Origin of the sequence: Streptomyces sp. NPDC058257 (assembly GCF_042881845.1) — a bacterium.
In the GTDB taxonomy this organism is placed as follows: Bacteria; Actinomycetota; Actinomycetes; order Streptomycetales; family Streptomycetaceae; genus Streptomyces.
Window position 1 is genome coordinate 1 of sequence record NZ_JBHVXJ010000025.1, and the last position, 23,027, is coordinate 23,027.

The window sequence follows — 23,027 nt, forward strand, 5'->3', positions numbered from 1 at the left end:
ACGACGCCCCCCCCCCGCCTCTGACATCCCCCCGCCCAACACCCCCCCCCGGCCCCGCGCCGCCCGCTCGACCGGCGGGGGGCCGCCCGCCCCCTTCCTGAAGGTCGCGGCCGGCCCCGCCGTCGTACCCGCCGGAAAACCCTCTTGTACGCCGTACGAGAGATGCCTTACGGTGTACATCGCTGACAACCCATACACCGTATAAGCAGAAGGAGAGGGCATGACGGCACCGACGACCGCCGAGTCCCCCATAGCCTCACAAGGGCACCCCCAGCGCTGGCTGATCCTCGGCGTCATCTGCCTCGCCCAGCTCACCGTCCTCCTGGACAACACCGTCCTGAACGTCGCCATCCCCTCCCTCACCAAGGAGCTGGACGCGTCCACGGCCGACATCCAGTGGATGATCAACGCCTACTCGCTCGTCCAGTCCGGCCTCCTGCTCACCGCGGGCAGTGCCTCCGACCGCTACGGCCGCAAGAAGATGCTCACCGCGGGCCTCGCCCTCTTCGGCATCGGTTCGCTGGTCGCGGGCCTCGCCCAGTCCTCCGCGCAGCTCATCGCCGCGCGGGCCGGAATGGGCATCGGCGGCGCGCTCCTGATCACCACCACGCTCGCGGTGGTCGTGCAGATCTTCGACGACACGGAGCGGATGAAGGCGATCGGCCTCTGGTCGACCGTCAACTCCCTGGGCTTCGCGCTCGGCCCGCTGATGGGCGGGGTCATGCTCAACCACTTCTGGTGGGGCGCGATCTTCCTGATCAACATCCCCGTCGTGCTCCTCGCGCTCGCCGCTGTCATCAAGCTGGTCCCCGAGTCCAAGAACCCGCAGGGCGACCGCCCCGACCTGCTCGGCGCGCTGCTCTCCACCATCGGCATGGCCTCGGTCGTGTACGCGATCATCTCCGGGCCCGAGCACGGCTGGACGTCGACGCAGGTGCTCGCCGCGGCCGGGGTGGGCGTGGTCGTACTGGGCGTCTTCGTCTGGTGGGAGCTGCGCATCCCGTACCCGATGCTGGACATGCACTTCTTCCGCAACCAGCGCTTCATCGGCGCCGTCGCGGGCGCCATCCTGGTCGCCTTCGGCATGGGCGGCTCGCTGTTCCTGCTGACCCAGCACCTCCAGTTCGTCCTCGGGTACGAGCCGTTGGAGGCGGGCCTGCGCACGGCGCCGATGGCGGTCACCGTCGTTGTCCTCAACCTCACGGGACTCGGCGCACGCCTCCTGAAGCGGACGAGCACCCCCGCGACGATCGCCATCGGCATGACCCTGCTCTCCGGGGGGCTCGCCGGGATCGCCCTGTTCGGCGGCGACAACTACACCGGGATGCTGACAGGACTCGTCGTGATGGGCGCGGGCATCGCACTCGCCATGCCCGCCATGGCCAACGCGATCATGAGCGCGATCCCGCCGGAGAAGGCGGGCGTGGGCGCGGGCGTCAACGGCACGCTCGCGGAGTTCGGCAACGGTCTCGGCGTCGCCGTGCTCGGCGCTGTCCTGAACTCACGCTTCGCCTCACTCGTCACCGTCTCCGCGGTGTCGCTGCCCGCCGCGCTCGCGGCTGCGGAGTCGGACGGCGAACGTACGAGAATCGCCGACGCGTTCTCCTCGGGCCTGGAGACCAGTCAGCTGGTGGGCGCGGTCGCCGTGCTCCTCGGAGGCATGCTGGCGGCGGCGTTGCTGAAGCGTGCGGAGAGGGCAGACTCTGCCAAGGCGGACCCGGCCACGGCGTCTGCATAGCATCGACGTGTGGGCGACGGACTGGCCGATTCCGGTCTGTCGCCCACCTCGGGACCACCAGTACCGGTACAAGAACTCTCGGGACCACCAGTACCGGTACAAGAACTCAGGACCAGGAAGGTGCGCCATGGCGAAGGCAGCCGACAGCGCGAAGAGCCCCGCGCGGACCAGCGTCTGGCTGGAGGGCAAAGCCCCCCGGAACGGCGCGGGCCGCAGGAGTGATCAGCCGTCGGGCCTCGACCGGGACCGCATCACCGAGGCCACGGTCCGCCTCCTGGACGAGGAGGGCCTCGCCAAGTTCTCCATGCGCCGCCTCGCGGCGGACCTGAACGTCACGGCGATGTCCGTGTACTGGTACGTCGACACCAAGGACGACCTCCTCGAACTGGCCCTGGACGCGGCAGCCGGGGAGATGGTCATGCCGGACCAGGGCTCGGTCACGCCCGACCGGTGGCGCGAGACGCTGCGCGAACTGGCCGAGGAGTACCGGAGGTTGCTGGTCCGGCACGCCTGGGTGTCACCGCTCGTCGGCAACTACCTCAACATCGGCCCGAACTGGCTCAAATTCGCCCTGACCGTGCAGGAAGTGGTGCGCGAGACCGGCCTGCCGGTGGAGAAGCAGGCCGGGGCCATCGCCGCGGTCTTCCAGTTCGTCTACGGATTCGGCACCGTGCAGGGCCACTACATCGCGCGGTGCGCCGCGGCGGGGCTGACCCCGGGTGAGTACTTCAAAGAGGCCATGGGCGCGGTCCACGACCACCCGGACGTGGAGAAGACCCTGCACAGCGCCTCCGAGATGCTGGAGGCGCGGGGCGGGTCCACGGTCGAGGAGATGTGGGAGCTGGACTTCGAGGTCGCGCTCGACCTGCTGGTGGCGGGCATCGAGGCGACGCTCAAGCCGGGGCCCTAGGGCCCTAGGGCCCCGGGGAGCTGGTGGGGCCCTTCTGAAGGATCTCCCGCGCCCCTTGGCTCAGGCCTTGGCCGCCGGGAAACCGCCGGTGGCCACCGGGCCCCACCGCTCCGGAGTGATCCGGATGATGGACTTGCCCTGCTTGACCATCGCCTCGCGGTACTCGTCCCAGTCCGGGTGCTCACCGGAGATGTTCCGGAAGTACTCGACGAGCGGCTCCACCGACTCCGGGGAGTCGATGACCTCGGCCGCCCCGTCGATCTGCACCCAGGGGCCGTTCCACTCGTCGCTCAGGACGATGAGGCTGACCTTGGGATTCCGCTTGGCGTTCCGCGTCTTGGCCCGCTCCGGGTACGTGGAGACCACGATCCGTCCGGAGCCGTCGACCCCGCAGGTCAGGGGCGACCCCTGCGGGGTTCCGTCCGCCCGCGCGGTGAGCAGGATGGCGCGGTGACGGGGGCGGACGAAGTCGAGCAACTCATCGAGGGACACACTGGTGTTGGTAGCGATGTTGGGTGCCATGAGCGCACCCTAATCCCGCCCGGGCCGCCGCACACGGACCGCTGGACCTGTGGCTGGACCTGTGGCTGGACCTGGGGCTAGACCTGGGGGAGGGAGTCCCCTTGGACGGCCTGGATGTCCAGCTCCACCCGCAAGGTCGTGCCGATCGCCGAGATGCCCGCCTGCACCACCTGGTTGTAGTTCATGGCGAAGTCCTCCCGGCGCAGCTCCGCCGTGGCCCTGAAGGCCGCGCGGGTGCCGCCCCAGGGGTCCGCACCGGTGCCGAGGTAGCTCAGGTCGAGGTCGACCGGGCGTACGACACCGTGCATCTGCAGCTCGCCCTGGACCGTCCAGCGGTCCGGACCGGCCGGCGTGAGGCCGGTCGACCGGTAGGTGAGCTCCGGGTACTGCTCGACGTCCAGGAAGTCCGGCGACTTCAGGTGGCCGTCCCGCATGCCGTTGCCGGTGTCGATGGACGCCGACCTGATGACCGCCTCGACGCGTGACTTCTCCACGTCCTCGGCGATCTCCACGCGCCCGCCGAACTCGGTGAACCGGCCGTGCACGCTGGTGATCCCCAGGTGCTGGGCGACCGCGCCCACCGTCGAGTGCGCCGGGTCGATGGTCCACGGCCCGGGCGGCGGCAGCTCGGTGCCGCCCTGCCGGGCCAGGACGACGTTGCCGACCTCGGCGCGGCCGCTCGCCGTGACGAGCGAGGTCGAGGCCACGGGCGCGTAGCCGACCGCGGTGACGATCACGGTGTACGGGCCCGGGGCCAGCTCCGTCGTGTCGCGCACGGCGCCTTCCTGGTCCGCCGCGGCCCGCAGCACCTGCGTACCGGTCATATCGGTGAGGGTGACGACGGCGTGGGATACCGCCCACCCGTCACGCGTCCGAATCCGAGCGCTGAGTCCCATCCCGTTTTTCTCCTTGCCCATTGCCAAAGCTCAAAAAGCCAAGCTCAAAAAGAGTGCGGCCCCCGGCGGCGGTGACACGGCCGTCCCCTGCCGTGTACGTCACCGCCGACCCGGGGGCCCTTACACAACCGGCCCGTGCGCGCTCATCCGCTCGAAGTGCCCGCACGGGCCGGGGTCGACTACTCGCCGGGGTGGGCGAGCTCGATGTCGTGGTCGCCGACACCTTCACCGGAGACGGTCAGGCCCGTCGCCACCGGCGGGTAGCCGGTCGCGATGACCGTGTACTCGCCGCTGTCCAGGTCGGTGAAGGCGTACGCGCCGTCGGAGCCGGTGGTCGCCGTGGCGACGACGTTGCCCGCCGCGTCCACGAGCGTGACCCGGGCGTCGTTCAGCGGGCCGCTCTTGGCGCGCACGGTGCCGAGCACCCGCGAACCTGACTTCAGCTCGACCTCGACCCGGGTGACGCCGACCGCGCCGACCTCGACGGGCAGCGCCATCGGACGGTGCCCCGCGGCGTTCACCGCGATGGTGACCTGTCCCGGCACCAGCTCGGCGAAGGTGAACTCGCCCTGCTCGCCGGTGAGCCCGGTGGCCAGGACGTCACCGCGCACGTCGGTCACGATGACCATGGCGCCCGCGACCGGCAGCTTGCCGTCGGAGGCCCGCACCACACCGCTGAGGCCGCTCGTGCCGCTCAGCAGGATGTCGTACGCGAGGGGCTCGTCGGAGACGACGATCGTGGAGGCCTGCGGCTGGAAGCCGTCGGCCGACGCGATCAGTACGTACGAACCCGCGCCCGGCGCGTCCACCGCGTAGGACCCGTCGCCCTGTGCGACCGCACGGCCCAGCTGGCGTCCCGCGAGGGAGATCAGCGTGACCGCGGCCCGCGGGACCGGGGCGCTCTCCGCGCCGCGGACGAAGCCGTGGACCGGAGTTCCGCCGCCGATGCTCTGCAGAGGGGCGTCACCGGCGGCCGAGGAGGCCACCGCCGCGAGCTTCTGCGTGCCCTCGGGGCCCGTTTCGGTGTGGGCGCCCACGGAGGCGAGCACCGGCTGCTCGTCGGTGACCGCGGAGGCGGCCGTCGCCGGGGCTGCGGGAGAGGCCGCGGGGACCTCGGAGGCCTCGGCGGCCTGGGCGAGTCCGCCTGACGTACGCAGCGGAACCTCCTTGATGAAGATCGTGATCAGGAAGGCGAGGAACGCCAGCGGGGCGGCGATCAGGAAGACGTCGGCGATGCCGTGCCCGTAGGAGCTCTCCATGACCGTGCGGAACGGAGCCGGGAGCTTGTCCAGGTCCGGGATGCCGCCGCCGCCCGTGCCGCCGTGGCCCAGGCCCGAGGCCTTGGGACCGAGGTCCTCCAGGCCCTCCTTCACGTAGTGGGTGATGCGCGTCGACATCACGGCGCCGAGCGCCGAGACGCCCATGGCGCCACCGAGGGAACGGAAGAAGGTGACGACCGAGCTCGCGGAGCCGAGGTCCTCGGGAGCGACCTGGTTCTGCGTGGCGAGCACCAGGTTCTGCATCATCATGCCGATGCCGAGACCCATCAGCGCCATGAAGATCGCGATGTGCCAGTACTCGGTGTCGTACCGCATCGTGCCGAGCAGGCCGAGACCCGCGGTCAGCAGCGCGCCGCCGGAGACCAGCCAGACCTTCCACTTGCCGGTCTTCGTGATGATCTGGCCCGAGACCGTCGACGAGATGAACAGGCCACCGATCATCGGGATCGTCATGACACCGGACATCGTCGGCGACTTGTCGCGCGCCAGCTGGAAGTACTGGCTGAAGAACACCGTGCCCGCGAACATGCCGACACCCACGAAGAGCGAGGCGAGCGAGGCGAGGGTGATGGTGCGGTTGCGGAAGAGGCGCAGCGGGATGATCGGCTCGCTCGCCTTGGACTCGACGAGCAGGAAGAGCAGGCCGAGGACGATCGAACCGCCGACCATGACGCCGGACTGCCAGGACATCCAGTCGTACTTGTCACCCGCGAAGGTCACCCAGACCAGGAGCAGGCAGACGGCCGCCGTGATGAAGAAGGCGCCGCCCCAGTCGACCTTGACGTCCCGCTTCACGACGGGCAGCTTCAGGGTCTTCTGCAGGACGATCAGAGCGATGATCGCGAAGGGCACGCCGACGTAGAAGCACCAGCGCCAGCCGAGCCACGACGTGTCGGTGATGACACCGCCGAGCAGCGGGCCGCCGACGGTGGCGACGGCGAAGGTCGCGCCGAGGTAGCCGGAGTAACGGCCGCGCTCGCGCGGCGAGATCATCGCGGCCATCACGATCTGTGCGAGGGCGGAGAGACCGCCCACGCCGATGCCCTGCACGACACGACAGGCGATCAGCATCTCGGGGCTCTGCGAGAGACCCGCGACGATGGAACCGCCCACGTAGATGATCAGGGCTATCTGGACCAGGGCCTTCTTGCTGAAGAGGTCCGAGAGCTTGCCCCACAGGGGCGTGGTCGCCGTCATCGCCAGGAGCGAGGCGGTGACGACCCAGGTGTAGGCGGACTGGCCGCCGCCCAGGTCGCCGATGATTTCAGGCAGGGCGTTGGAGACGATCGTCGACGACAGGATCGCGACGAACATGCCGAGCAGCAGGCCGGAAAGGGCCTCCATGATCTGGCGGTGTGACATCGGAGCGCCGGAGTCGTGAACCGCTCCGTGCTTGGCGTGGCTGCCCCGCACACCGGATGGTGTGGTTGTTGCCATGGGCTTCCTCTTCGTTACGCGGGTGTACGGGTGGTCTCTTCGAAGGGGAGCCGGGCCGAAGCCGCACGGCAGTCCCCGAAGCTGTCGCGCAGTCGCGCGAGCAGCGTGCTGAGCTGGACGACCTCGTCGTCTGACCAGTCATGCAAGTAGTGGGTGAGTGTCCTGATGGACAGGTCGGACAGCTCGTCGACCTTGGCCTTGCCCTCGGGGGTCAGGCGCAGGATCCGAGAGCGCTTGTCGGCGGGGTCGGGATCCCGCAGGATCCACTCCTTCTCGGCGACATGGGCCACGTGGCGGCTGGTCACGGACATGTCCACGGCGAGCAGCTCGGCGAGCCTGCTCATCCGCATCTCTCCGTGCCGGTCGAGCAGGATGAGTACGGCGGCGGACCCTGCCGGGCAGTCGTGCGGCAAGCCTCTTCCGAGGCCACGCTTCACGGCACCGATGGCGCTGAGTTGTCGGGCCAGCTCCTCGTACTGACGCTGCGCGGCCACGGCACCTCCTATGTTGTTGCTTAGGGCAACCATAAAGACAGTTGGTTGCCGCAGGCAAACTAAAACTGGACCAACGCCCTAAAGAGTCGGCAAAGGTCTGGGACCGCGCGCGTAAAGTCCGTGGTCAGTGGGGGTTGGGCCGACCCCCGATGGTTCGCTAGGGTCCTGCGCTATGGCACACAACCCTCAGGGTCCCCAGAACACTCCCGACCCCGCCGGCAGCACGCAGATGTTCCGCGCCTTCGTTGACGAGTCCCCGCAGGGCCGAGTACAGCAGCCGGCGGCGGCACCCGCGGGCCCGCGCATCGGCCTGATCATCGGCGTCGTACTCGCGATCGTGGTGGTGGCGGGGGTGGCCTGGCTGGCGCTGAAGTAGACCTCCCGGCCGGGGCGGGCGCCCCCGAGCGCCCCGAGGGGGAGCTTAGGGGCGCGGGGAACTGCGCGACCAGCCACGGCGGACCCGCGGGCAAAAGACGCGCTACTCCCACTTGACCGAGACGTCCCGCGTCTCAATGTGCATCCCTAGCGGCACCCGCCAGGCCTCCACGCATACGGGCCAGGTCTTCTTGACGGTCTTCCCCGCCTTAATGGGTGCAGGGAGCTTCTCCGTAGATTTCAGCGTCGCCCAGTCGACGCCAAGGGCACCGATGACGTGCGTCCCGAAGGTGACCGTGCCCGAGCGCACCGGCGATCCGCCGGTGTTGTGAAAGGCGACGGTCACTTTCTCGCACCAGCGGTCGGCCGCGGGCTTGCGCTGCGGATCGCCGACGCCGAGTTTCGCGGGCCCGCTGGGTCCAGTGCCGGTGGCGGGCGCGGAAGGGGAGGAGGGGGCGCTGCTCGTCCCGCCCCCCGGGCTTCCCGCTGATGAATTCCCCGGCGTGCGGCCGGGCTTGGCGCCGTCGGCCGTGGAGCCGTCGCCGTCCGGGGTGGCCGGAGCACCCGAACCGGCCTTGTCGGTCGCGGACTTGCCGCCCGCGGACTTGTCGGCGGAGCCGCCCGAGCTGCCCGGGCCGCCCGAGCCGCCCGGGTCCGGAGAGTCGGAGTCATCGCCGCTCTTGCCGCCGGACGACGCCTCGCTGCCGTCCAGCGGTACGAGTTCAACGTCCCCGGTGGGGGCGGCACCCTTACCCGGACTCCGCTGAGGCCCCGCGCCGACCGGCCCCGTAGCCACATACCCGTCGCCGTCCCCGCTGCCGCAAGCCGCGAGGAGTCCGCCCAGGCACAGAGCGGCCGTAGACGCACCCAGTACGTTCCGCATGCCACGTCGCATGGCGCCAGTGTGTCTGACGGTCCGTCAATTAGGAACCCCGTCAGCAACTCCGGTCCCCCCGCGGCGCCGTGAGCCACAGGGGGAGTGCGATCAGTCCGCGATGAGCCCTTCCCGCAGCTGCGAAAGCGTCCGCGTGAGCAGGCGCGACACGTGCATCTGCGAGATGCCGACCTCCTCGCCGATCTGCGACTGCGTCATGTTCGCGAAGAAGCGCAGCATGATGATGCGGCGCTCACGCGGCGGAAGCTTGGCGAGCAGGGGCTTGAGGGACTCGCGGTACTCGACGCCTTCGAGTGCGCTGTCCTCGTACCCCAGACGGTCCGCGAGGGAGCCCTCGCCGCCGTCGTCCTCGACGGCCGGGGAATCCAGCGAGGAGGCGGTGTACGCGTTCCCGACGGCCAGGCCGTCGACCACGTCCTCCTCGGACACCCCGAGCGCCTTGGCGAGTTCGGGAACGGTCGGTGAGCGGTCCAGCTTCTGCGCCAGCTCGTCGCTCGTCTTCGTCAGCGCGAGACGCAACTCCTGGAGGCGGCGCGGGACGCGCACCGACCAACTCGTGTCGCGGAAGAAGCGCTTGATCTCACCGACGACCGTCGGCATGGCGAACGTCGGGAATTCCACGCCCCGTTCGCAGTCGAAGCGGTCGATCGCCTTGATCAGGCCGATCGTGCCGACCTGGACGATGTCCTCCATCGGTTCGTTGCGGCTGCGGAAGCGTGCCGCCGCATACCGAACGAGCGGGAGATTGAGCTCAATCAGCGTGTCCCTTACGTAGACACGCTCCGGGCTGTCCTTGTCGAGTGCGGCGAGCCGCAGGAACAGGGAGCGGGACAGAGTGCGGGTGTCGATGGTTGCGGAAGCCCCGGAAACACTTGAGCTCGCAAGCGCGTCGGGCGCTGATTCGCTCTTGGTGAGCGTGAGCACCTTCGAGCTGCCCTGGTCTGCGGACATGCCACCCCCTTGAGGTCGCGGACGGTCACGGCGGACGTTCCCGTCGGAGGAACGCAGCCTCCACCTGAATACCGGACGTGAGGCTGTCGCAAACGCTGTTCCAGCAGAATGTCACATGTCGGCAACACGCTGTAGTTACATGTCGACAATGAAGGGTGACATCGATGCAGGAAAGAGGGGGTCTGGGGCTTTTCTGCTCGCGAGATCGTCGGGACCGCCGAGAGAGCAGTCCACTCGATACGGTTACGCCTCGATACGGTTTGCGGATCGAAGTCGCGCAAAGCTTCTGGCCAGCAGTCTTGACACATGCATCTGAGAAACGCCCAATTCGGCGCTGATCTGTGATTGCGTCAGATTGCTGTAGTAGCGCAGAAGCAGGATGCGCTGTTCGCGCTCGGGCAGCTGGACGAGGAGATGCCGTACGAGGTCGCGGTGCTCGACGCCGTCGAGAGCCGGGTCCTCATAGCCGAGCCGGTCGAGCAGGCCGGGCAGACCGTCGCCCTCCTGGGCCGCCTCCAACGACGTCGCGTGGTACGAACGTCCGGCCTCGATACAGGCCAGGACCTCCTCCTCGGTGATCCGCAGCCGCTCTGCGATCTCCGAGGTCGTGGGCGAGCGCCCGAACGCCGTGGTGAGGTCCTCGGTCGCCCCGGTCACCTGCACCCACAGCTCGTGAAGGCGGCGCGGCACGTGGACGGTTCGTACGTTGTCGCGGAAGTACCGCTTGATCTCACCGACCACGGTGGGCATCGCGAAGGTCGGGAACTGCACACCGCGCTCGGGGTCGAAGCGGTCGATGGCGTTGATCAGGCCGATCGTGCCGACCTGGACGACGTCCTCCATCGGCTCGTTGCGGCTGCGGAAGCGGGCGGCGGCATAGCGCACCAGCGGCAGATTGGCCTCGATGAGCGCACCGCGGACGCGGCCGTGCTCGGGGCTGCCCGGCTCGAGATCCTTGAGCTGGCCGAAGAGCACCTGCGTCAGGGCCCGGGTGTCGGCGCCCCGGCTGCTGGGCGTGCTGGGAGCGCTGGGCGTGCTGGGGGCGGTCTGTACGTCCTGTAGGCCCGGTTGTACGTCCTGTAGGCCCGGCGCGCTCTGTGCGCCGGGGCCGCTGCTCGCTTGCGGGGTCACCGGTGGTGCGGGTGGTGCGGATGGTGCAGGTGGTGTGGTCGGTGCGGGTGGTGCAGGTGGTGCGGTCGGTGCGGGTGGTGCTTCGGGCGCAGTACTGGCCGGCACGGTCAACGCCACCCCTTCTCGGTCAAGCCAGGTCAAGCCAGGTCAAGTCCTGTCGAGCTCGGTCAAGATCAGCCGACCTTGGCCAACTCATCCGTCAAAAGCGGTCATAGCATCACAAGACATGTGCACTGTGTGCAAGCACCTGATAACTACGTGTTGAGGGGCAAGTTGGGCCGTAAGACGCAGAAAAGCCCCTCACCGTTCAGGTGAGAGGCCGCTCGGTGCGGGGCTGCTGGGCCAGGTGGCTCAGACGCTCAGAACTCGTAGTCCGCGATCACCCACGTGGCGAACTCACGCCACAGAGCGACGCCCGCCTGGTGGGCGGGGTGCTCGATGTACCGCTTCAGGGCATCGGTGTCCTCGACCGCCGAGTTGATGGCGAAGTCGTACGCGATGGGCCGGTCGGTGATGTTCCAGTCGCACTCCCAGAACGTGAGCTCCGGGATCTGCCCGCCGAGCGCGCGGAAGGCCTCGACGCCCTCGACGACGCGCGGCTCGTCGCGCCGGACACCGTCGTTGAGCTTGAAGAGGACCAGATGGCGGATCATGCGCACTCCTGGAAGGCCGGGGAGATCGGGGGAGGTGCCGGGGAACCGGGCGAGACGGGGAGGGGGGAGGGAGAGGGGCGCGGGACGGCGGGACGAGCCGCCGGCCGTCGACCGCTCAGTCCTTGCCTCCGTTGGCGACCCACGTCATGAAGTCGCCGATGCTCCGGGCGGCGTCCGAAACCGCCTCGAAGCCTATTTGTACGTAATCCGCGGCCTTGGCGGGATCAGTGATGATCACGTAGAGAATGAAGACGACGACCGCGAAGAGGCCGATTTTTTTCCACTGCACCGCCATGCTCTCGGCCTCCCCTTACCTACTGCGCCGTGTGGCCCCTGTGACGGGCGTGAGTCTAACCCGGGCCTCGCTCACTAGGTCTTTAGGGACCAACGGCCCGGCAGCAGAGGCCCTTTGCCGGACGGTTCCCCGCGGCGCGGGGCGCAGGATTGGTGATGTGCCCCAGCGGATCTGGCAGGAATCCGCGGGCAAGGGACTGGCCCCACTGCGGGGTCACGCGCCGTCTGCTTCCCCCGAACGACGGCGCTGGCTTGAGGGTTCCAGTCCTCATCGGGGGAAGCGGCTTGTCCCCCCGATGCCGCTTCCCCCGACCTATCCGTCTGTATGCCTGCCTGACCGCCGGTCTGCCTGACCGCCTGGCTGCCGGTCCGCCTGACCGCTGCCGGGTCCGCCGGTCCGCAGAGAGCCCTGATGCCTTCACGGCATCGGGGCTCTGACGCATGCGGGCCATGCCCCGCCCATCGCCTGTCCCCATCGCCGTTCCCGTTGCCACTCCCGTTCCCGTTCCCGTCCCCGTTCCTGTTCCCGTTCCCGGAAACGACGAAGGCCCCGTCCTCGCGGACGGGGCCTTCGTATCAAGAGCGGTAGCGGTGGGATTTGAACCCACGGTGAGTTTCCCCACACTCGCTTTCGAGGCGAGCTCCTTCGGCCGCTCGGACACGCTACCGAGAGGAACTCTAGCCCAAGGTGGGCCGTGGTCCGAAATCCGTTTGGCCGACGGCTGCCCGGCGCCCGCACGAGCGCTGCCACAGGCCCGCGCTGGAGCCGCTCAGTGCCCCCGGAAGAAGCGGGTGAGCAGCCCGGCGGCCTCGTCTTCGAGGACGCCCTGGATCACCTCGGGGCGGTGGTTGAGCCTTCTGTCGCGTACGACGTCCCAGACGGAGCCCGCGGCGCCCGCCTTCTCGTCACGCGCTCCGTAGACGACCCGGTCGACCCGGGACTGGACCAGCGCGCCCGCGCACATCGTGCACGGCTCCAGGGTCACCACCAGCGTGCAGCCGGTCAGGCGCCACTCGCCGAGCGCGGCGGCGGCCCGGCGGACGGCGAGCACCTCCGCGTGCGCCGTCGGGTCGCCGGTCGCCTCGCGTTCGTTGTGGCCCGCGGCGAGCACCGTCGTGCCGTCCGGGGACAGCACGACGGCGCCGACGGGCACATCGCCGCCCTGGACGGCCAGTTCGGCCTCGGCCAGGGCGAGCCGCATGGGCGCCCGCCAGCGGTCGCGTACGGGATCGGGTTCTCGGTCGGGTCCTCGGTCGGATTCTCGGTCGGGTTCGGGTGGGGGGATGGGGGCGGTCCGGTCGGTCACACCGGGAACCTAGCGGACGGTTTCGAGCACCTCCGCCGCCCCGAGGATCTCGGCGATGTCGCTGAGCGCGTCACCGGGCTCCAGGCCGAGCAGCTCCTTCTCGGGCACGCCGAGGTCGATCAGGAGCTGCGAGTCGCCGAGGGGCCCCGCGGGCACCGCGTCGTCCGCGGCGTCCCCCGTGTCGTCGTCGGTGGCGGAATCGGGGGCGGCATCAGGGTCGGCGGGTTCGCCGTCCTCCGTGCCGTCCAGGTCGAGGGCGTCCAGATCGGCGCCCGGATCGTCGGTGCCCGGCTCACGGCCGAGCATCTCGTCGGTGAGCAGGATCTCGCCGTACGAACTCCGGGCGGCCGCGGCCGCGTCCGAGACGTAGATGCGAGGGTCCTCCTCACCGTCGACACGGACGACGCCGAACCAGGCGCCCTCCTGTTCGATGAAGACGAGGACGGTGTCGTCCTCTGCGCTGCCGGCCGTGGCCTCACGGGCCAGGTCGGTCAGATCCGACAGGCTCTCCACATCGTCGAGCTCCGTGTCGCTCGCTTCCCACCCGTCTTCGGTGCGCGCGAGCAGTGCGGCGAAGTACACCGTGACTCTCCCACTGGTCATAGACAGTGCCGGTTGACGGTTTGGGTGTCCCCCCGGCGAGTTCGGGGAGCGGGGGAGTTGCTGTTCCAAGCCCCGCCCACTCGGAATCGTGGCAGAAACCACGGCCTGAGGAGAGGTCTTCCGCCCGCTGTGTTCGCGTCGTGTCCGCGTCGAGTCGCGCGGAAGGCTCCCCCGAAGCCCGCGCGAGCGGTGGCCGCTACCAGCGGAAGGTGCGCATACGCATCTGCTGACGCATCCGTGCCGCCCGGGCGCGGCGCGGCTTCACACGGTCGCGGAGCTCGATGGCCTCCGCCCGTTCGTGCAGGAACTGGGCACGACGGCGACGGCGCTCTGCTTCGGTCTCGCGGTCCGGCTCTCGGCCGCCCGGCTCTCTGTCCGGCATGGCAACACCACCCCAGGTCGTACGTCCACTTTCCCCCGTTCGGCGGGTTTGATGCCAGCGCGGGGTGTTTCCAGGGGCCCGGGGCGGGGCGGGACCGGCCGTCAACGGGGGGAGTCCAGGTGGTCCGGGGCGCGGTTACTGTTGATGTCATGCGGATCCACGTCGTCGACCACCCGCTGGTGGCGCACAAACTCACCACGCTGCGCGACAAGCGCACCGACTCTCCTACCTTCCGGCGCCTCGCCGACGAGCTGGTCACCCTGCTCGCTTACGAGGCCACCCGGGACGTGCGCACCGAGCAGGTCGACATCGAGACGCCGGTCACCCCGACGACCGGCGTCAAGCTGTCCCACCCGCGCCCCCTGGTCGTGCCGATCCTGCGCGCCGGGCTCGGCATGCTGGACGGCATGGTGCGCCTCCTGCCGACCGCCGAGGTGGGCTTCCTCGGGATGATCCGCGACGAGGAGACGCTGCAGGCGTCGACGTACGCGACCCGCATGCCCGAGGACCTCTCCGGGCGCCAGGTGTACGTCCTCGACCCGATGCTGGCCACCGGCGGCACGCTCGTCGCGGCCATCCAGGAACTGATCAAGCGCGGCGCCGACGACGTCACCGCCGTGGTGCTGCTCGCCGCCCCCGAGGGCGTCGAGGTCATGGAGCGCGAGCTCGCGGGCACGCCGGTGACGGTCGTGACGGCATCGGTCGACGAGCGGCTCAACGAGAACGGCTACATCGTGCCGGGCCTCGGCGACGCAGGGGACCGGATGTACGGGACTGCCGAGTAGCGCTCAGCAGTCCCTACGGGGAGTCCGGGAGCAGCACTCAGCAGTCTTTCCGGGGAGTCCGGGAGCAGCGCTCAGCAGTCTTTCCGGCCGCTGGACGGCGAGGGCGTCGGCTTGGGTTTGGCGAGTACCGCCAGAGCCTTGTCGGCGTCCTTCTTCTTTGCCAGATCCTTGAACTTCGCGCCCAGGATGAGGTCCACCTCGGCGCCCTTGCGGGCGTCCGTCCGGCTCTCGGCGTCCGCGAGCTGCGTGCCGAGCACCGGCAGCGCGCTGTCGGTGGCGGACTTGGCGCCGAGCAGCATCCCGGTGCCCTTGACCTTCTTGTCGTACGCCTTCGGCGCGTTGTCCACCTTGCCGACGGTGAAGCCGCGCTTCTTGAGCTCGGCGGCGACGTCCTTGGCGAGGCCGCCACGGGCCGTGGCGTTGAAGACGTTGACCTTGATCTGGCCGGGTTCGGGGAGTGCCTTGAGCCCGGACGGTTTGCCCGAGGGGCCGTCAGAGGGGCCGTCAGAGGGGCCGGTCCTCCTGGCCGCGCAGTCGCCGCGCGAGCTCGCCGCCGTGGCTTTGTCGCCGCCCGTGAAGACATCGATGAGCTGCAGGGTTCCCCAGCCGATCAGTCCGACCGCGACGACGGACGCGACCACCGCGAGCACGATTCTGCGGCGGCCACGGTTTCGGCGCATACGCGGATATTTGGCCCCCGTGATGCGGTACTTGCCGCCCATGCCGGGGGGAGTGAGCATGCTCATGGGCGCAGCGTAGTGCGGTGACGCCGTGATGCCTACTAAATGATCATTGACTCGGGCTCAGTGCAACCCAAAAGGGCCAATGAGGGCGTGAGTGCCCAGTGGTACGGCTGTCGTCCGCTGTCGTCCGCCGCCGTAGTCCGCCGTAGTCCGCCGACGACCGCTGTCGACAGCGGGTCAGCCCATCTCGAGGACGCGGGCGTGCAGCACCTGGCGCTGCTGGAGCGCCGCGCGGACCGCGCGGTGCAGTCCGTCTTCCAGGTAGAGGTCGCCCTGCCACTTCACCACGTGCGCGAAGAGGTCGCCGTAGAACGTCGAGTCCTCCGCGAGGAGCGTCTCTAGGTCCAGCTGGCCCTTGGTCGTCACGAGCTGATCGAGGCGGACCGGGCGCGGCGCGACGTCCGCCCACTGCCGGGTGCTTTCCCGGCCGTGGTCGGGGTACGGCCGGCCGTTTCCGATGCGCTTGAAGATCACACGGAAAGCCTACCGGGCAAGGCTCTCCGGGCGCAGCCATGGCGACGGAGTACGACGCTGGGAAATGACGTCGGATACCGGGGCATAACGGAAACACTCAGGCCGGGAACAGGGGCAGAAGTGAGCGAGAGCCGACCGGTGCCGTCCACGACGGGGAGCGCGAACCCCTCTAACGAGTCTTCGCCGGTCGCGGGGGTGACGAGCGGAGGGGAGGGTTCCGGTGAGGCGCCCGATGGAGCTTCCGGTGGGGCTTCTGAAGGGGGCTTTGAAGGGGCTTCCGGTGGGGGTGCGGCGCTGCGCTGCCTCAAGAGGCGGTGGAGATCGTCTCCGGGTACGCCTTCACGGGGCCCGCGCTGGAACTCGGTGCGCTCCTGTGGGACGGGCGGTACGCGGAGGCGGTGGACCGGGAGTCGGCGTATGAGAAGTTGACTGCGCGTCAGGCACAGGCGGAGGCGGAGGAAGCGGCTGCGGAAGAGAAGAAAGCGCAGGCGCAGGGGGCTGGTTCCGGGTCCCCGGTCTGGGTCCGGATCTGGGTCTGGGTCCGGGTCCGGGTCTGTAGTGGACCAGGTCGTGGGGAGCGGGATCTTCAAGTCGTTGGCGCGGTCGTTGGCGCGGTCGTTGGGGACACAGATCGGGCGGGAGATCTCCCGGTCGGTGTTCGGGACGGCTCGGCGCAGACGCTGAGGCGGGCGGGGCGAGTGCCTTGAGTCTCCGTGTCCGCGTCCGCGTCTGCGCCGGTGGGTCAGCGTCCGTTCTGCTCGGAGCTGTGCTTCTTCTCGGCGTCCTCGTCCTCGATCTGTGACGGGGCCGGGGCGGGGGCCTCGGGGCTGGGCGCGTTGCGTACGGCTTCGGCGCGGAGAAGGGCGTGCAGGGCCGCGTACGGGTCGATGGGCATGGGTGTCTTCCTCGGTTCGCTGCTGCTGATGGGGGTGTGGTCAGCCCGGGGTGGGGACTGGGGGACTGTCAGCAGCGGAGGACGACGGAGCGTGGGGCGGGCAGGTGGAGGTACGGGGGTGTGGGCGGTGGGGCCGGTTCGGGGGTGCGGTGGCCTGTGGCGGCCGGGGTGGTGACGGGGGTGGGGCGTCTGGTGGGTACGCGGAGTGCGCTGTCGGTGGTGTCCTGGTGGGTCTCGCCGGTGGGCTCGATGGATACGGCGGCGCTCGCGGGTGGGGCGGGGGCGGCCTCGGTGGGGGCCACGGGGACGAGGACGGTGCCGAGGAGCGCCAGCAGGACGAGGGCAGCTCGGAGCCACGCGGGTCGGGGTGACGCGGCGCGGCTCATGAGGGGTCATGTCCCCCGACTGGACCCGGTTGGTGTTCCTCGACGCCGAGATCCGCCCTCATGGGCTACGGACGGGGCACGCGGCTGACGCGCTCCTCACGCCCCCAATGCCGACCGCCGCCGGGTGATGCCCCTCCACCCCGACGGCGCCGGGTGACGCCCTCCACCCCGACCGCGCCGGGTGACGCCCCCCAATGCCGACCGCCGTCAGGTGACGCCCCCAATCCCGACCGCGCCGGGTGACGCCCCTCCACCTCGACCGTGCCAGGTGACGCCTCCGCCCCGACCGTGCCAGGTGATGCCCCCAATGCCGACCGCCGCCAGATGACGCCTCCATCCCGACCGCACCAGACGAAACCCCTCCCCACCTCGACCGCACCAAATGACGTCCTCCACCCCGACCGCCGCCAGGTGACGCCCTCTGCCCCGACCGCGCCAAGGACGCCCCCACCCCGACCGCGCCAAGGACGCCCTCCCCACCCCGACCGGACCAAGGACGCCCTCCACACCCCGACCGCACCAAATGCCCCCACCCGCCCACCCCTGGCAACGCGGGGCAATCGGGCGGGTGGGTGGGAGAGCCTGTTCGGTGGGGGGCGACGCCGGGAGGTTGGAGGGGGTCAGCCGCCGGAGGCCTTCGCGGCCTTGAGCTGCTGCTTGTGGGCGCGGACCCGTTGGAGGGACTCGGGGCCGGTGATGTCCGCCACCGAGCGGTACGCGTCCGGCTCTCCGTAAGGCCCCGCCGCCTCCCGCCAGCCGGAGGGACGTACGCCCAGCTGCTTGCCGAGCAGGGCCAGGAAGATCTGGGACTTCTGCTTTCCGAATCCGGGGAGGTCGTTCAGGCGCCGCTGCAGCTCCTTGCCGGACTCGGCGCCCTCCCACAGGGCGGTGGGATCACCGTCATAGTGCTCCACCAGGTACGCGCACAGCTGCTGGATCCGCTTCGCCATCGACCCCGGATAGCGATGCACCGCCGGTTTGGTGGAGAGCAGCGCCGCGAATGCGTCGGGGTCGTACGCCGCGATCTCGTGCGCGTCGAGATCGTCCGCGTTCAACCGCCGGGCGATCGTGTGCGGGCCCGCGAACGCCCACTCCATCGGAACCTGCTGATCGAGCAGCATCCCGACGAGCGCGGCCAGCGGACTGCGGCCGAGGAGCTCATCGGCTTCCGGCTCCTGTGCCAGGTGCAGGGTGACGTCCATGGAATCGATCATCCCCCGGGCACCGGGGCTTCGCACGCCTGGCCCGTTGAGCGTGCTCGCAGCCTCAGCGCAAGGAGCGGGAAGACAAGGACCGACACCATCCCCGCCCCGACCAGCGCCGCCGCCTCGCCCGCCGTCAGCGCCTTGTCGTCGAGGCCGATGGCGCTGATCGCGACGACGAGCGGCAGGGCCGTGGAGGAGTAGAGCGTGAGGGCACGCCGGTCCCGGGCGTCCAGGTCACGTGGGGCCAGGAAGTGGACGGGCAGACCCCGTACGAGGAGGAAGAGCAGAAGGAAGGCGGGCAGCAGGACGAGAGCGCGGCCACCGTGCAGCAGCGCGTCCAGGTCGAAGTCGATGCCGGTCACGATGAAGAACACCGGCACCAGGAAGCCGAACCCCATCGCCTCGATCTTCCCGAGGACCACCTCACTGCTCTCGGGCGCCGCACCCTGCAGTACGAGACGGGTGAGCAGGCCCGCCGCGAACGCGCCCAGGAGCGAGTCGAGTCCGAAGGCGTACGAGAGTCCCAGCATCGCGGCGAGCAGCAGCATCACGAAGCGCACCGCGAACTGGCCGCTGCTGTGCAGAGTCTTGGCGATGATCCGGGAGAACCAGGGAGGTCTCGGCCGTAGCGCCCAGTACACCGCGGCGGCCGTGACGGCGGCGAAGGCGGCGAGCAGCACGGTCGACACGCCGGGGGCGCGGCCGCTCAGGAGCAGCGCCATGGCGATGATCGGGCCGAACTCCCCGACCGCGCCGAACGCCATCATCACGGTCCCGAAGCGGCCCCGCAGATCCCCCGAGTCGCGCAGGACCGGAAGCACCGTGCCGAGCGCGGTGCTGGTCAGCGCCGTGCCGATGACGAAGCTCTTGGTGGCCGCGCCCGCGGTCAGCGCGAACGCGACACCGAGGCCGAGCGCCAGCGAGATCACCCAGGCCCACACCGAACGGCGCAGGGTGTCCCCGCGGACGGCGCCGAACTGGATCTCGTACCCCGCGAGAAAGATCAGCATCGAGAGGCCGAGGTCCGAGAGCGCGTCGATGGCCGCGTCGTGGTGGGCCAGGCCGAGCGCGTCGGGGCCGATGACGATGCCGAGCAGGATCTCGAAGATGACCAGGGGGACGGGGATCCAGCGGCTGAAGCCGTAGGTGAGGAGGGGCGCGAGCACGGCGATGGCCATGATCAGGATGAGCGTCCCCGGCTGCGACATGGGTCGCATTTAACCTGAATTCGGGCAACATGGACACTCTGCGGAGCCCGGCCGCGAGCCCGGCCGCGAGCCCGGCCGCGAGCCTGACTCCGGGCCCGCCCCGGAGCCCGGCCACGGAGCCCCGGCATGCATGGAGCCCGCCCCGGAGCCCGGCCCCGGAGCCGGGGGGACGTACCACCGAGGGCCCAGGGCTACTGGATCTCGACGGGGCCGTCCCCCTTGCTGCTGCTGCTGCCGCCGCTGCCGCCCCCGCCGTCCGCCTGGCCACGGCCCGCGGGCGCACCCAAGTACCGCTTGATGTCCACCGGTTCGCTCCCGCCCTGCCCCTGCCCGCCCTGCGCCGAGGGCGCACCGAGGTTGTTCCGTACCGAGTCCAGGATCGTCAGGCCCTGCCCGACGAGCCCGGCCGCGATCTCACCGAGTCCGTCCGCGCCGTTCAGTACGTTGACGTTGGCACCGGAGAGGCCGGTCGCCGCCTCCTTCACGATCAGCGGCAGCTGGTCGATCAGCATCCGGTCGAGCGCGACACGGTCGTACGACGCCGCCGCCTCGGCCTGGATCTTCATCCGCTCGGCCTCGGCCAGGGCAAGGACCCGGATGCGCTCGGCGTCCGCCTCCGCGGGCTTGATCACCTCGGCGACCAGCTGCTGCTGACGCAGCTGGGCCGCACGTTCGGCGAGTTCGGTGCGCGCGTCGAGCACCTCCTGCTGAGCGTGCGCCTCCGCGAGCGGGCCCGCCTGGGCGGCCCTCGCCTGGGCCTGCTCGATCTCGGCGGAGTACTGGGCCTGCACGATCGCGGTCTGTCGCGCGTACTCGGCCTGGTTCCGCGCGGCCTCCTGCTCGGCCTCCGCGGAGGCCTGGGTCGCCTGCGCCTGGGCGATCTGGGCCTGGCGCTGGATGGCGGCCTTGTGCGGGGCGGACATCGCGTCGATGTAGCCGGTCTCGCCGTCGTCGATCGACTGGATCTGCAGCGAGTCCACGTGCAGGCCGATCTTGGCCATCTCGGACTTCGAGGTGTCCAGGACCTCGGTGGCGAGCTTCTGCCGCTCCGTGACGATCTCCTCGACGGTCATCGAGCCGATGATGGAGCGCAGATGACCGGAGAAGATCCGGCCGGTCAGAAGCGACATCTGGTCCTGGTCGGAGAGGAAGCGCTGGCCCGCGTTGACGATGCTCTCCGTGTCGTTGCCGACCTTGAAGGCGATCACGGCCCGCACGGTCAGGGCGATGCCCTGCCGGGTCACGCAGGTCTCGGCGACCTCCGCCTCGCACATGGACAGCGTGAGGAAGCGGGTCTTGCGGAAGACGGGCAGCACGAACTTGCCGTGCCCCGTCACCACCCGGAACGGGGCGCCGCCTAGGCCTCGCCTGCCGCCGGAGATCAGCATCGCCTCATCGGGGGCGGGAACGCGGTAACCGAACATGGATCGACTCCTCAACCTGCGCTGCCGGCGTCTTCGCCGGTCAACGCGTCCAACGGGTCAGCCCACTTGATGACATCGACCTGGCGGCTGCCCCGCGACTCGATCACGAGCACGGCCGCGCCGTGCGGCAGCGGCTCGTCGGACCAGGCGAGAAACGTCTCGGAACCCCCTCGGATCCGCACCAGGACCTCTCCGGGCCCCGCGGATCCGCGTGTACCGATGACGAGTTCACCGGTACAGCCGATCACAGCCTCATCCGGCGCCATTGGCGGCCGCCTCCCCCATGTCATGCAGGCTCTGTCTGATCCCGACCTTAGCGCGGGGGGCGCGGGGCGCCCATGGTCGGCAGAGTCATCTGAGCGTCAAGAACGGGGCCAGACCCCGGGCACTTGAGGTGTGGCGCGAGCAGGGCGGCAGACAGTCACGCTTCCTGTGCTTGCATACGACGATGCGCCCCGCCCCCACCCCTCACATCCGCCCCCGCCGCGCCTCCGATCTGCCCGCCTGTGTGGAAGCACTCGCCCAGGTGCACGTGGCCGACGGCTATCCCACCAACTGGCCCGAGAAGCCGTCCGATTGGCTGACCGGGGACGGGGACGGGGACGGGGACGGGGACGGGGACGGGGACTCGCCCATCGGGGCCTGGGTCGCCGAACTCGGCGGCCGTGTCGCCGGGCACGTCGTGCTCTGCCCGAGCGCGCCGGATGACGTGGCGCCCGCCCTGTGGAGCAGCCGTGAGGGCGTTCCGGTCGACGAGATCGCCGTGGTCGGTCGGCTGTTCGTCGCGCCGGGGGCCCGCGGCCACGGACTGGGGGCGCTGCTCCTCGCGCGGGCCGTGGCGCGGGCCGCCGAGCTGGGCCTGCACCCGGTCCTTGACGTGGTCGCGTACGACACGTCGGCCACCGCCCTCTACGAACGTACGGGCTGGCGGTTCCTCGGCACGGGCGAACAGCGCTGGAGCCGGCGGCAGACGGTCACCGTGCGGTGCTACGCCGGGCCGGAGGGAGAGTCGGCAGCGGCGGATGCCTCACCGATCTGAGCCACCGCGTCCCGCAGCGCGTCGAGGAGGCCCCGCACCGCAGGCCGGTCGGGCGCGGGCCCCCGCACCGCCGCGTGGATCGACCTGACCGGCACGGGGTTGTGGACCTCGCGGACGACCACGCCGGGGTGGGGCGCGTCGAGGCCGAGTCGCGGGACCAGGCTGACGCCGAGGCCCGCGGCGACGAAGCCCTGCGCCGTGGCGTAGTCCCCGCTCTCCACCACGAAGTCCGGGCTGAACCCGGCCGCGCCGCACGCGTCCAGGATGGGATCGAGGCAGGGGCCCGGTGTCTCGCTGGCCACCCACGGCTCCTCGGCCAGGTCCGTCATGTCGAGCAGCCGCTTCGCGGCGAGCGGGTGCCCGGCGGGCAGCACCGCGTGGTACCGGTCGTCCAGGAGGTGCTCGAACCGCACGCCGTCCGCGCCGGGTTGGCCGTCCACGCCCGATTGGCCGTCCGCGCCCGGTTGTCCGTGCGGCCTGACCACGAGGGCGAGATCCGCGAGCCGGTCCCGTACCTGCGGCATCGGATCGTCGGGGTCGGACAGCTTCAACTCCACCTGTACGCCGGGCTGTGCGCGCCGCAGCGCGGCGAGTGCCGGAGCGACGAGCGTCGAACCCGCCGTGGTGAAGTACCGCATCGAGACCCGGCCCGTCCGCCCTGCCCGCAGCTCGGCGAGGGCGGTCTCCGCCTCGGCGATCTGCTTGCCGATGGCGACCGCGTACTCGGTGAGCAGCCGCCCGGCGTCCGTCGGCCGCACCCCGCGCCCGGTGCGCTCCAGGAGGGCGATGCCCGCCTCCTTCTCCAGGGCCGCCATCTGCTGGCTCACCGCGGAGGGCGTGTACCCGAGGTTCCGTGCGGCGGCGGTCACGGAACCGCTGGTGACCACTGCCCGGAGTACCTGCATGCGCCGCGTATCAAGCATGCAGTCCAGCTTAACCATGTGACCGAACCCTTACGTACAACTAACGAGGAGAGCGGACGGGCGGTGGATAAAGTCAG

The 23,027-nt window shown here is 70.1% G+C and carries 26 protein-coding genes, 1 tRNA gene and 1 pseudogene; 6 read left to right on the plus strand and 22 right to left on the minus strand.

Annotated elements, in window-relative coordinates; all coding sequences use genetic code 11:
* Window positions 1-220: 220 nt before the first annotated feature.
* Window positions 221-1,738 carry an MFS transporter gene (locus ACFVXC_RS37100; RefSeq protein WP_389914926.1) on the plus strand — a complete coding sequence of 506 codons (1,518 nt, stop codon included), beginning with the start codon at window positions 221-223 and terminating at the stop codon, window positions 1,736-1,738.
* 127 nt (window positions 1,739-1,865) lie between these two features.
* Entirely contained in the window at window positions 1,866-2,648 is a 783-nt protein-coding gene (locus tag ACFVXC_RS37105) for a TetR/AcrR family transcriptional regulator (RefSeq protein WP_389914929.1), read from the plus strand.
* Between the two features lie 60 nt (window positions 2,649-2,708).
* Here the strand turns inward: ACFVXC_RS37105 and ACFVXC_RS37110 are convergent, their stop codons facing one another.
* From ACFVXC_RS37110 to ACFVXC_RS37125, 4 genes are all read right to left on the minus strand, one after another.
* Window positions 2,709-3,170 (minus strand): PPOX class F420-dependent oxidoreductase, encoded by a 462-nt coding sequence (locus ACFVXC_RS37110; RefSeq protein ID WP_389914932.1) that lies wholly within the window; start codon window positions 3,168-3,170, stop codon window positions 2,709-2,711.
* 77 nt (window positions 3,171-3,247) lie between these two features.
* Window positions 3,248-4,066, minus strand: coding sequence for a YceI family protein (locus tag ACFVXC_RS37115; protein WP_389914935.1), 819 nt, complete (start codon window positions 4,064-4,066; stop codon window positions 3,248-3,250).
* Window positions 4,067-4,245: 179 nt separating this feature from the next.
* The gene (locus tag ACFVXC_RS37120) at window positions 4,246-6,783 is read right to left on the minus strand and encodes an MFS transporter (RefSeq protein WP_389914938.1); all 2,538 of its coding nucleotides are present in this window, start codon (window positions 6,781-6,783) and stop codon (window positions 4,246-4,248) included.
* 14 nt (window positions 6,784-6,797) lie between these two features.
* A complete protein-coding gene (locus ACFVXC_RS37125) occupies window positions 6,798-7,277 on the minus strand; it encodes a MarR family winged helix-turn-helix transcriptional regulator (RefSeq protein WP_389914941.1) in 480 nt (159 codons plus the stop codon).
* A gap of 172 nt (window positions 7,278-7,449) precedes the next feature.
* Between ACFVXC_RS37125 and ACFVXC_RS37130 the strand changes: the two genes are divergently transcribed.
* A complete protein-coding gene (locus ACFVXC_RS37130) occupies window positions 7,450-7,653 on the plus strand; it encodes a hypothetical protein (protein ID WP_389914944.1) in 204 nt (67 codons plus the stop codon).
* Between the two features lie 102 nt (window positions 7,654-7,755).
* Here ACFVXC_RS37130 and ACFVXC_RS37135 read toward each other — a convergent pair whose 3' ends face one another.
* The 9 genes from ACFVXC_RS37135 to ACFVXC_RS37175 all read right to left on the minus strand — a co-directional run bounded on the left by ACFVXC_RS37135 (window position 7,756) and on the right by ACFVXC_RS37175 (window position 13,868).
* Complete coding sequence (locus ACFVXC_RS37135; RefSeq protein ID WP_389914947.1) at window positions 7,756-8,547, minus strand: hypothetical protein; 792 nt, start codon at window positions 8,545-8,547, stop codon at window positions 7,756-7,758.
* 90 nt (window positions 8,548-8,637) lie between these two features.
* The gene (locus tag ACFVXC_RS37140) at window positions 8,638-9,498 is read right to left on the minus strand and encodes an RNA polymerase sigma factor SigF (protein WP_389914949.1); all 861 of its coding nucleotides are present in this window, start codon (window positions 9,496-9,498) and stop codon (window positions 8,638-8,640) included.
* A 243-nt stretch (window positions 9,499-9,741) separates the two neighbouring features.
* The gene (locus ACFVXC_RS37145; RefSeq protein WP_389915163.1) at window positions 9,742-10,746 is read right to left on the minus strand and encodes an RNA polymerase sigma factor SigF; all 1,005 of its coding nucleotides are present in this window, start codon (window positions 10,744-10,746) and stop codon (window positions 9,742-9,744) included.
* Window positions 10,747-10,988: 242 nt separating this feature from the next.
* Entirely contained in the window at window positions 10,989-11,282 is a 294-nt protein-coding gene (locus tag ACFVXC_RS37150) for a Dabb family protein (protein ID WP_389914952.1), read from the minus strand.
* Window positions 11,283-11,397: 115 nt separating this feature from the next.
* Complete coding sequence (locus tag ACFVXC_RS37155) at window positions 11,398-11,577, minus strand: hypothetical protein (protein ID WP_383268396.1); 180 nt, start codon at window positions 11,575-11,577, stop codon at window positions 11,398-11,400.
* Between the two features lie 582 nt (window positions 11,578-12,159).
* Window positions 12,160-12,244, minus strand: a tRNA-Ser gene (locus ACFVXC_RS37160).
* A gap of 102 nt (window positions 12,245-12,346) precedes the next feature.
* Window positions 12,347-12,778 (minus strand): tRNA adenosine(34) deaminase TadA, encoded by a 432-nt coding sequence (gene tadA, locus ACFVXC_RS37165; RefSeq protein WP_389915166.1) that lies wholly within the window; start codon window positions 12,776-12,778, stop codon window positions 12,347-12,349.
* A 114-nt stretch (window positions 12,779-12,892) separates the two neighbouring features.
* Complete coding sequence (locus ACFVXC_RS37170; RefSeq protein WP_389914955.1) at window positions 12,893-13,465, minus strand: hypothetical protein; 573 nt, start codon at window positions 13,463-13,465, stop codon at window positions 12,893-12,895.
* 217 nt (window positions 13,466-13,682) lie between these two features.
* On the minus strand, window positions 13,683-13,868 hold the full coding sequence (locus tag ACFVXC_RS37175; protein ID WP_160505980.1) for a hypothetical protein: 186 nt from the start codon (window positions 13,866-13,868) through the stop codon (window positions 13,683-13,685).
* Window positions 13,869-14,017: 149 nt separating this feature from the next.
* On the opposite strand from ACFVXC_RS37175, the gene upp reads away from it, so the two are divergent.
* Window positions 14,018-14,653, plus strand: coding sequence for a uracil phosphoribosyltransferase (upp, locus tag ACFVXC_RS37180; protein ID WP_160505979.1), 636 nt, complete (start codon window positions 14,018-14,020; stop codon window positions 14,651-14,653).
* 71 nt (window positions 14,654-14,724) lie between these two features.
* On the opposite strand, the gene ACFVXC_RS37185 is transcribed toward upp, so the two are convergent.
* Together ACFVXC_RS37185 and ACFVXC_RS37190 are read right to left on the minus strand one after the other, a co-directional pair.
* Window positions 14,725-15,399, minus strand: coding sequence for a LytR C-terminal domain-containing protein (locus ACFVXC_RS37185; protein ID WP_389914959.1), 675 nt, complete (start codon window positions 15,397-15,399; stop codon window positions 14,725-14,727).
* Between the two features lie 174 nt (window positions 15,400-15,573).
* On the minus strand, window positions 15,574-15,870 hold the full coding sequence (locus ACFVXC_RS37190; RefSeq protein WP_014155093.1) for a type II toxin-antitoxin system VapB family antitoxin: 297 nt from the start codon (window positions 15,868-15,870) through the stop codon (window positions 15,574-15,576).
* 380 nt (window positions 15,871-16,250) lie between these two features.
* Here ACFVXC_RS37190 and ACFVXC_RS37195 point away from each other — a divergent pair.
* Window positions 16,251-16,554: pseudogene (locus ACFVXC_RS37195) on the plus strand (helicase HerA-like domain-containing protein); the annotation flags it as partial.
* Window positions 16,555-16,612: 58 nt separating this feature from the next.
* On the opposite strand, the gene ACFVXC_RS37200 reads toward ACFVXC_RS37195, so the two are convergent.
* The 6 genes from ACFVXC_RS37200 to ACFVXC_RS37225 all read right to left on the minus strand — a co-directional run bounded on the left by ACFVXC_RS37200 (window position 16,613) and on the right by ACFVXC_RS37225 (window position 21,254).
* The gene (locus ACFVXC_RS37200; RefSeq protein WP_389914962.1) at window positions 16,613-16,765 is read right to left on the minus strand and encodes a hypothetical protein; all 153 of its coding nucleotides are present in this window, start codon (window positions 16,763-16,765) and stop codon (window positions 16,613-16,615) included.
* A 68-nt stretch (window positions 16,766-16,833) separates the two neighbouring features.
* On the minus strand, window positions 16,834-17,151 hold the full coding sequence (locus ACFVXC_RS37205) for a hypothetical protein (RefSeq protein ID WP_389914964.1): 318 nt from the start codon (window positions 17,149-17,151) through the stop codon (window positions 16,834-16,836).
* A 620-nt stretch (window positions 17,152-17,771) separates the two neighbouring features.
* Window positions 17,772-18,353 carry an HhH-GPD-type base excision DNA repair protein gene (locus ACFVXC_RS37210; RefSeq protein ID WP_389914967.1) on the minus strand — a complete coding sequence of 194 codons (582 nt, stop codon included), beginning with the start codon at window positions 18,351-18,353 and terminating at the stop codon, window positions 17,772-17,774.
* 8 nt (window positions 18,354-18,361) lie between these two features.
* Window positions 18,362-19,564: a cation:proton antiporter gene (locus tag ACFVXC_RS37215; RefSeq protein WP_389914970.1), complete on the minus strand. Its 1,203-nt coding sequence runs from the start codon at window positions 19,562-19,564 to the stop codon at window positions 18,362-18,364.
* 191 nt (window positions 19,565-19,755) lie between these two features.
* The gene (locus tag ACFVXC_RS37220; RefSeq protein WP_389914973.1) at window positions 19,756-20,988 is read right to left on the minus strand and encodes an SPFH domain-containing protein; all 1,233 of its coding nucleotides are present in this window, start codon (window positions 20,986-20,988) and stop codon (window positions 19,756-19,758) included.
* Window positions 20,989-20,999: 11 nt separating this feature from the next.
* Window positions 21,000-21,254, minus strand: coding sequence for a hypothetical protein (locus tag ACFVXC_RS37225; RefSeq protein ID WP_389914975.1), 255 nt, complete (start codon window positions 21,252-21,254; stop codon window positions 21,000-21,002).
* 182 nt (window positions 21,255-21,436) lie between these two features.
* Here ACFVXC_RS37225 and ACFVXC_RS37230 point away from each other — a divergent pair, with 182 nt between their 5' ends.
* A complete protein-coding gene (locus ACFVXC_RS37230; protein ID WP_389914977.1) occupies window positions 21,437-22,027 on the plus strand; it encodes a GNAT family N-acetyltransferase in 591 nt (196 codons plus the stop codon).
* Here the strand turns inward: ACFVXC_RS37230 and ACFVXC_RS37235 are convergent.
* A complete protein-coding gene (locus ACFVXC_RS37235; protein ID WP_389914980.1) occupies window positions 21,976-22,950 on the minus strand; it encodes a LysR family transcriptional regulator in 975 nt (324 codons plus the stop codon). The genes ACFVXC_RS37230 and ACFVXC_RS37235 overlap by 52 nt on opposite strands.
* Window positions 22,951-23,027 lie beyond the last annotated feature (77 nt).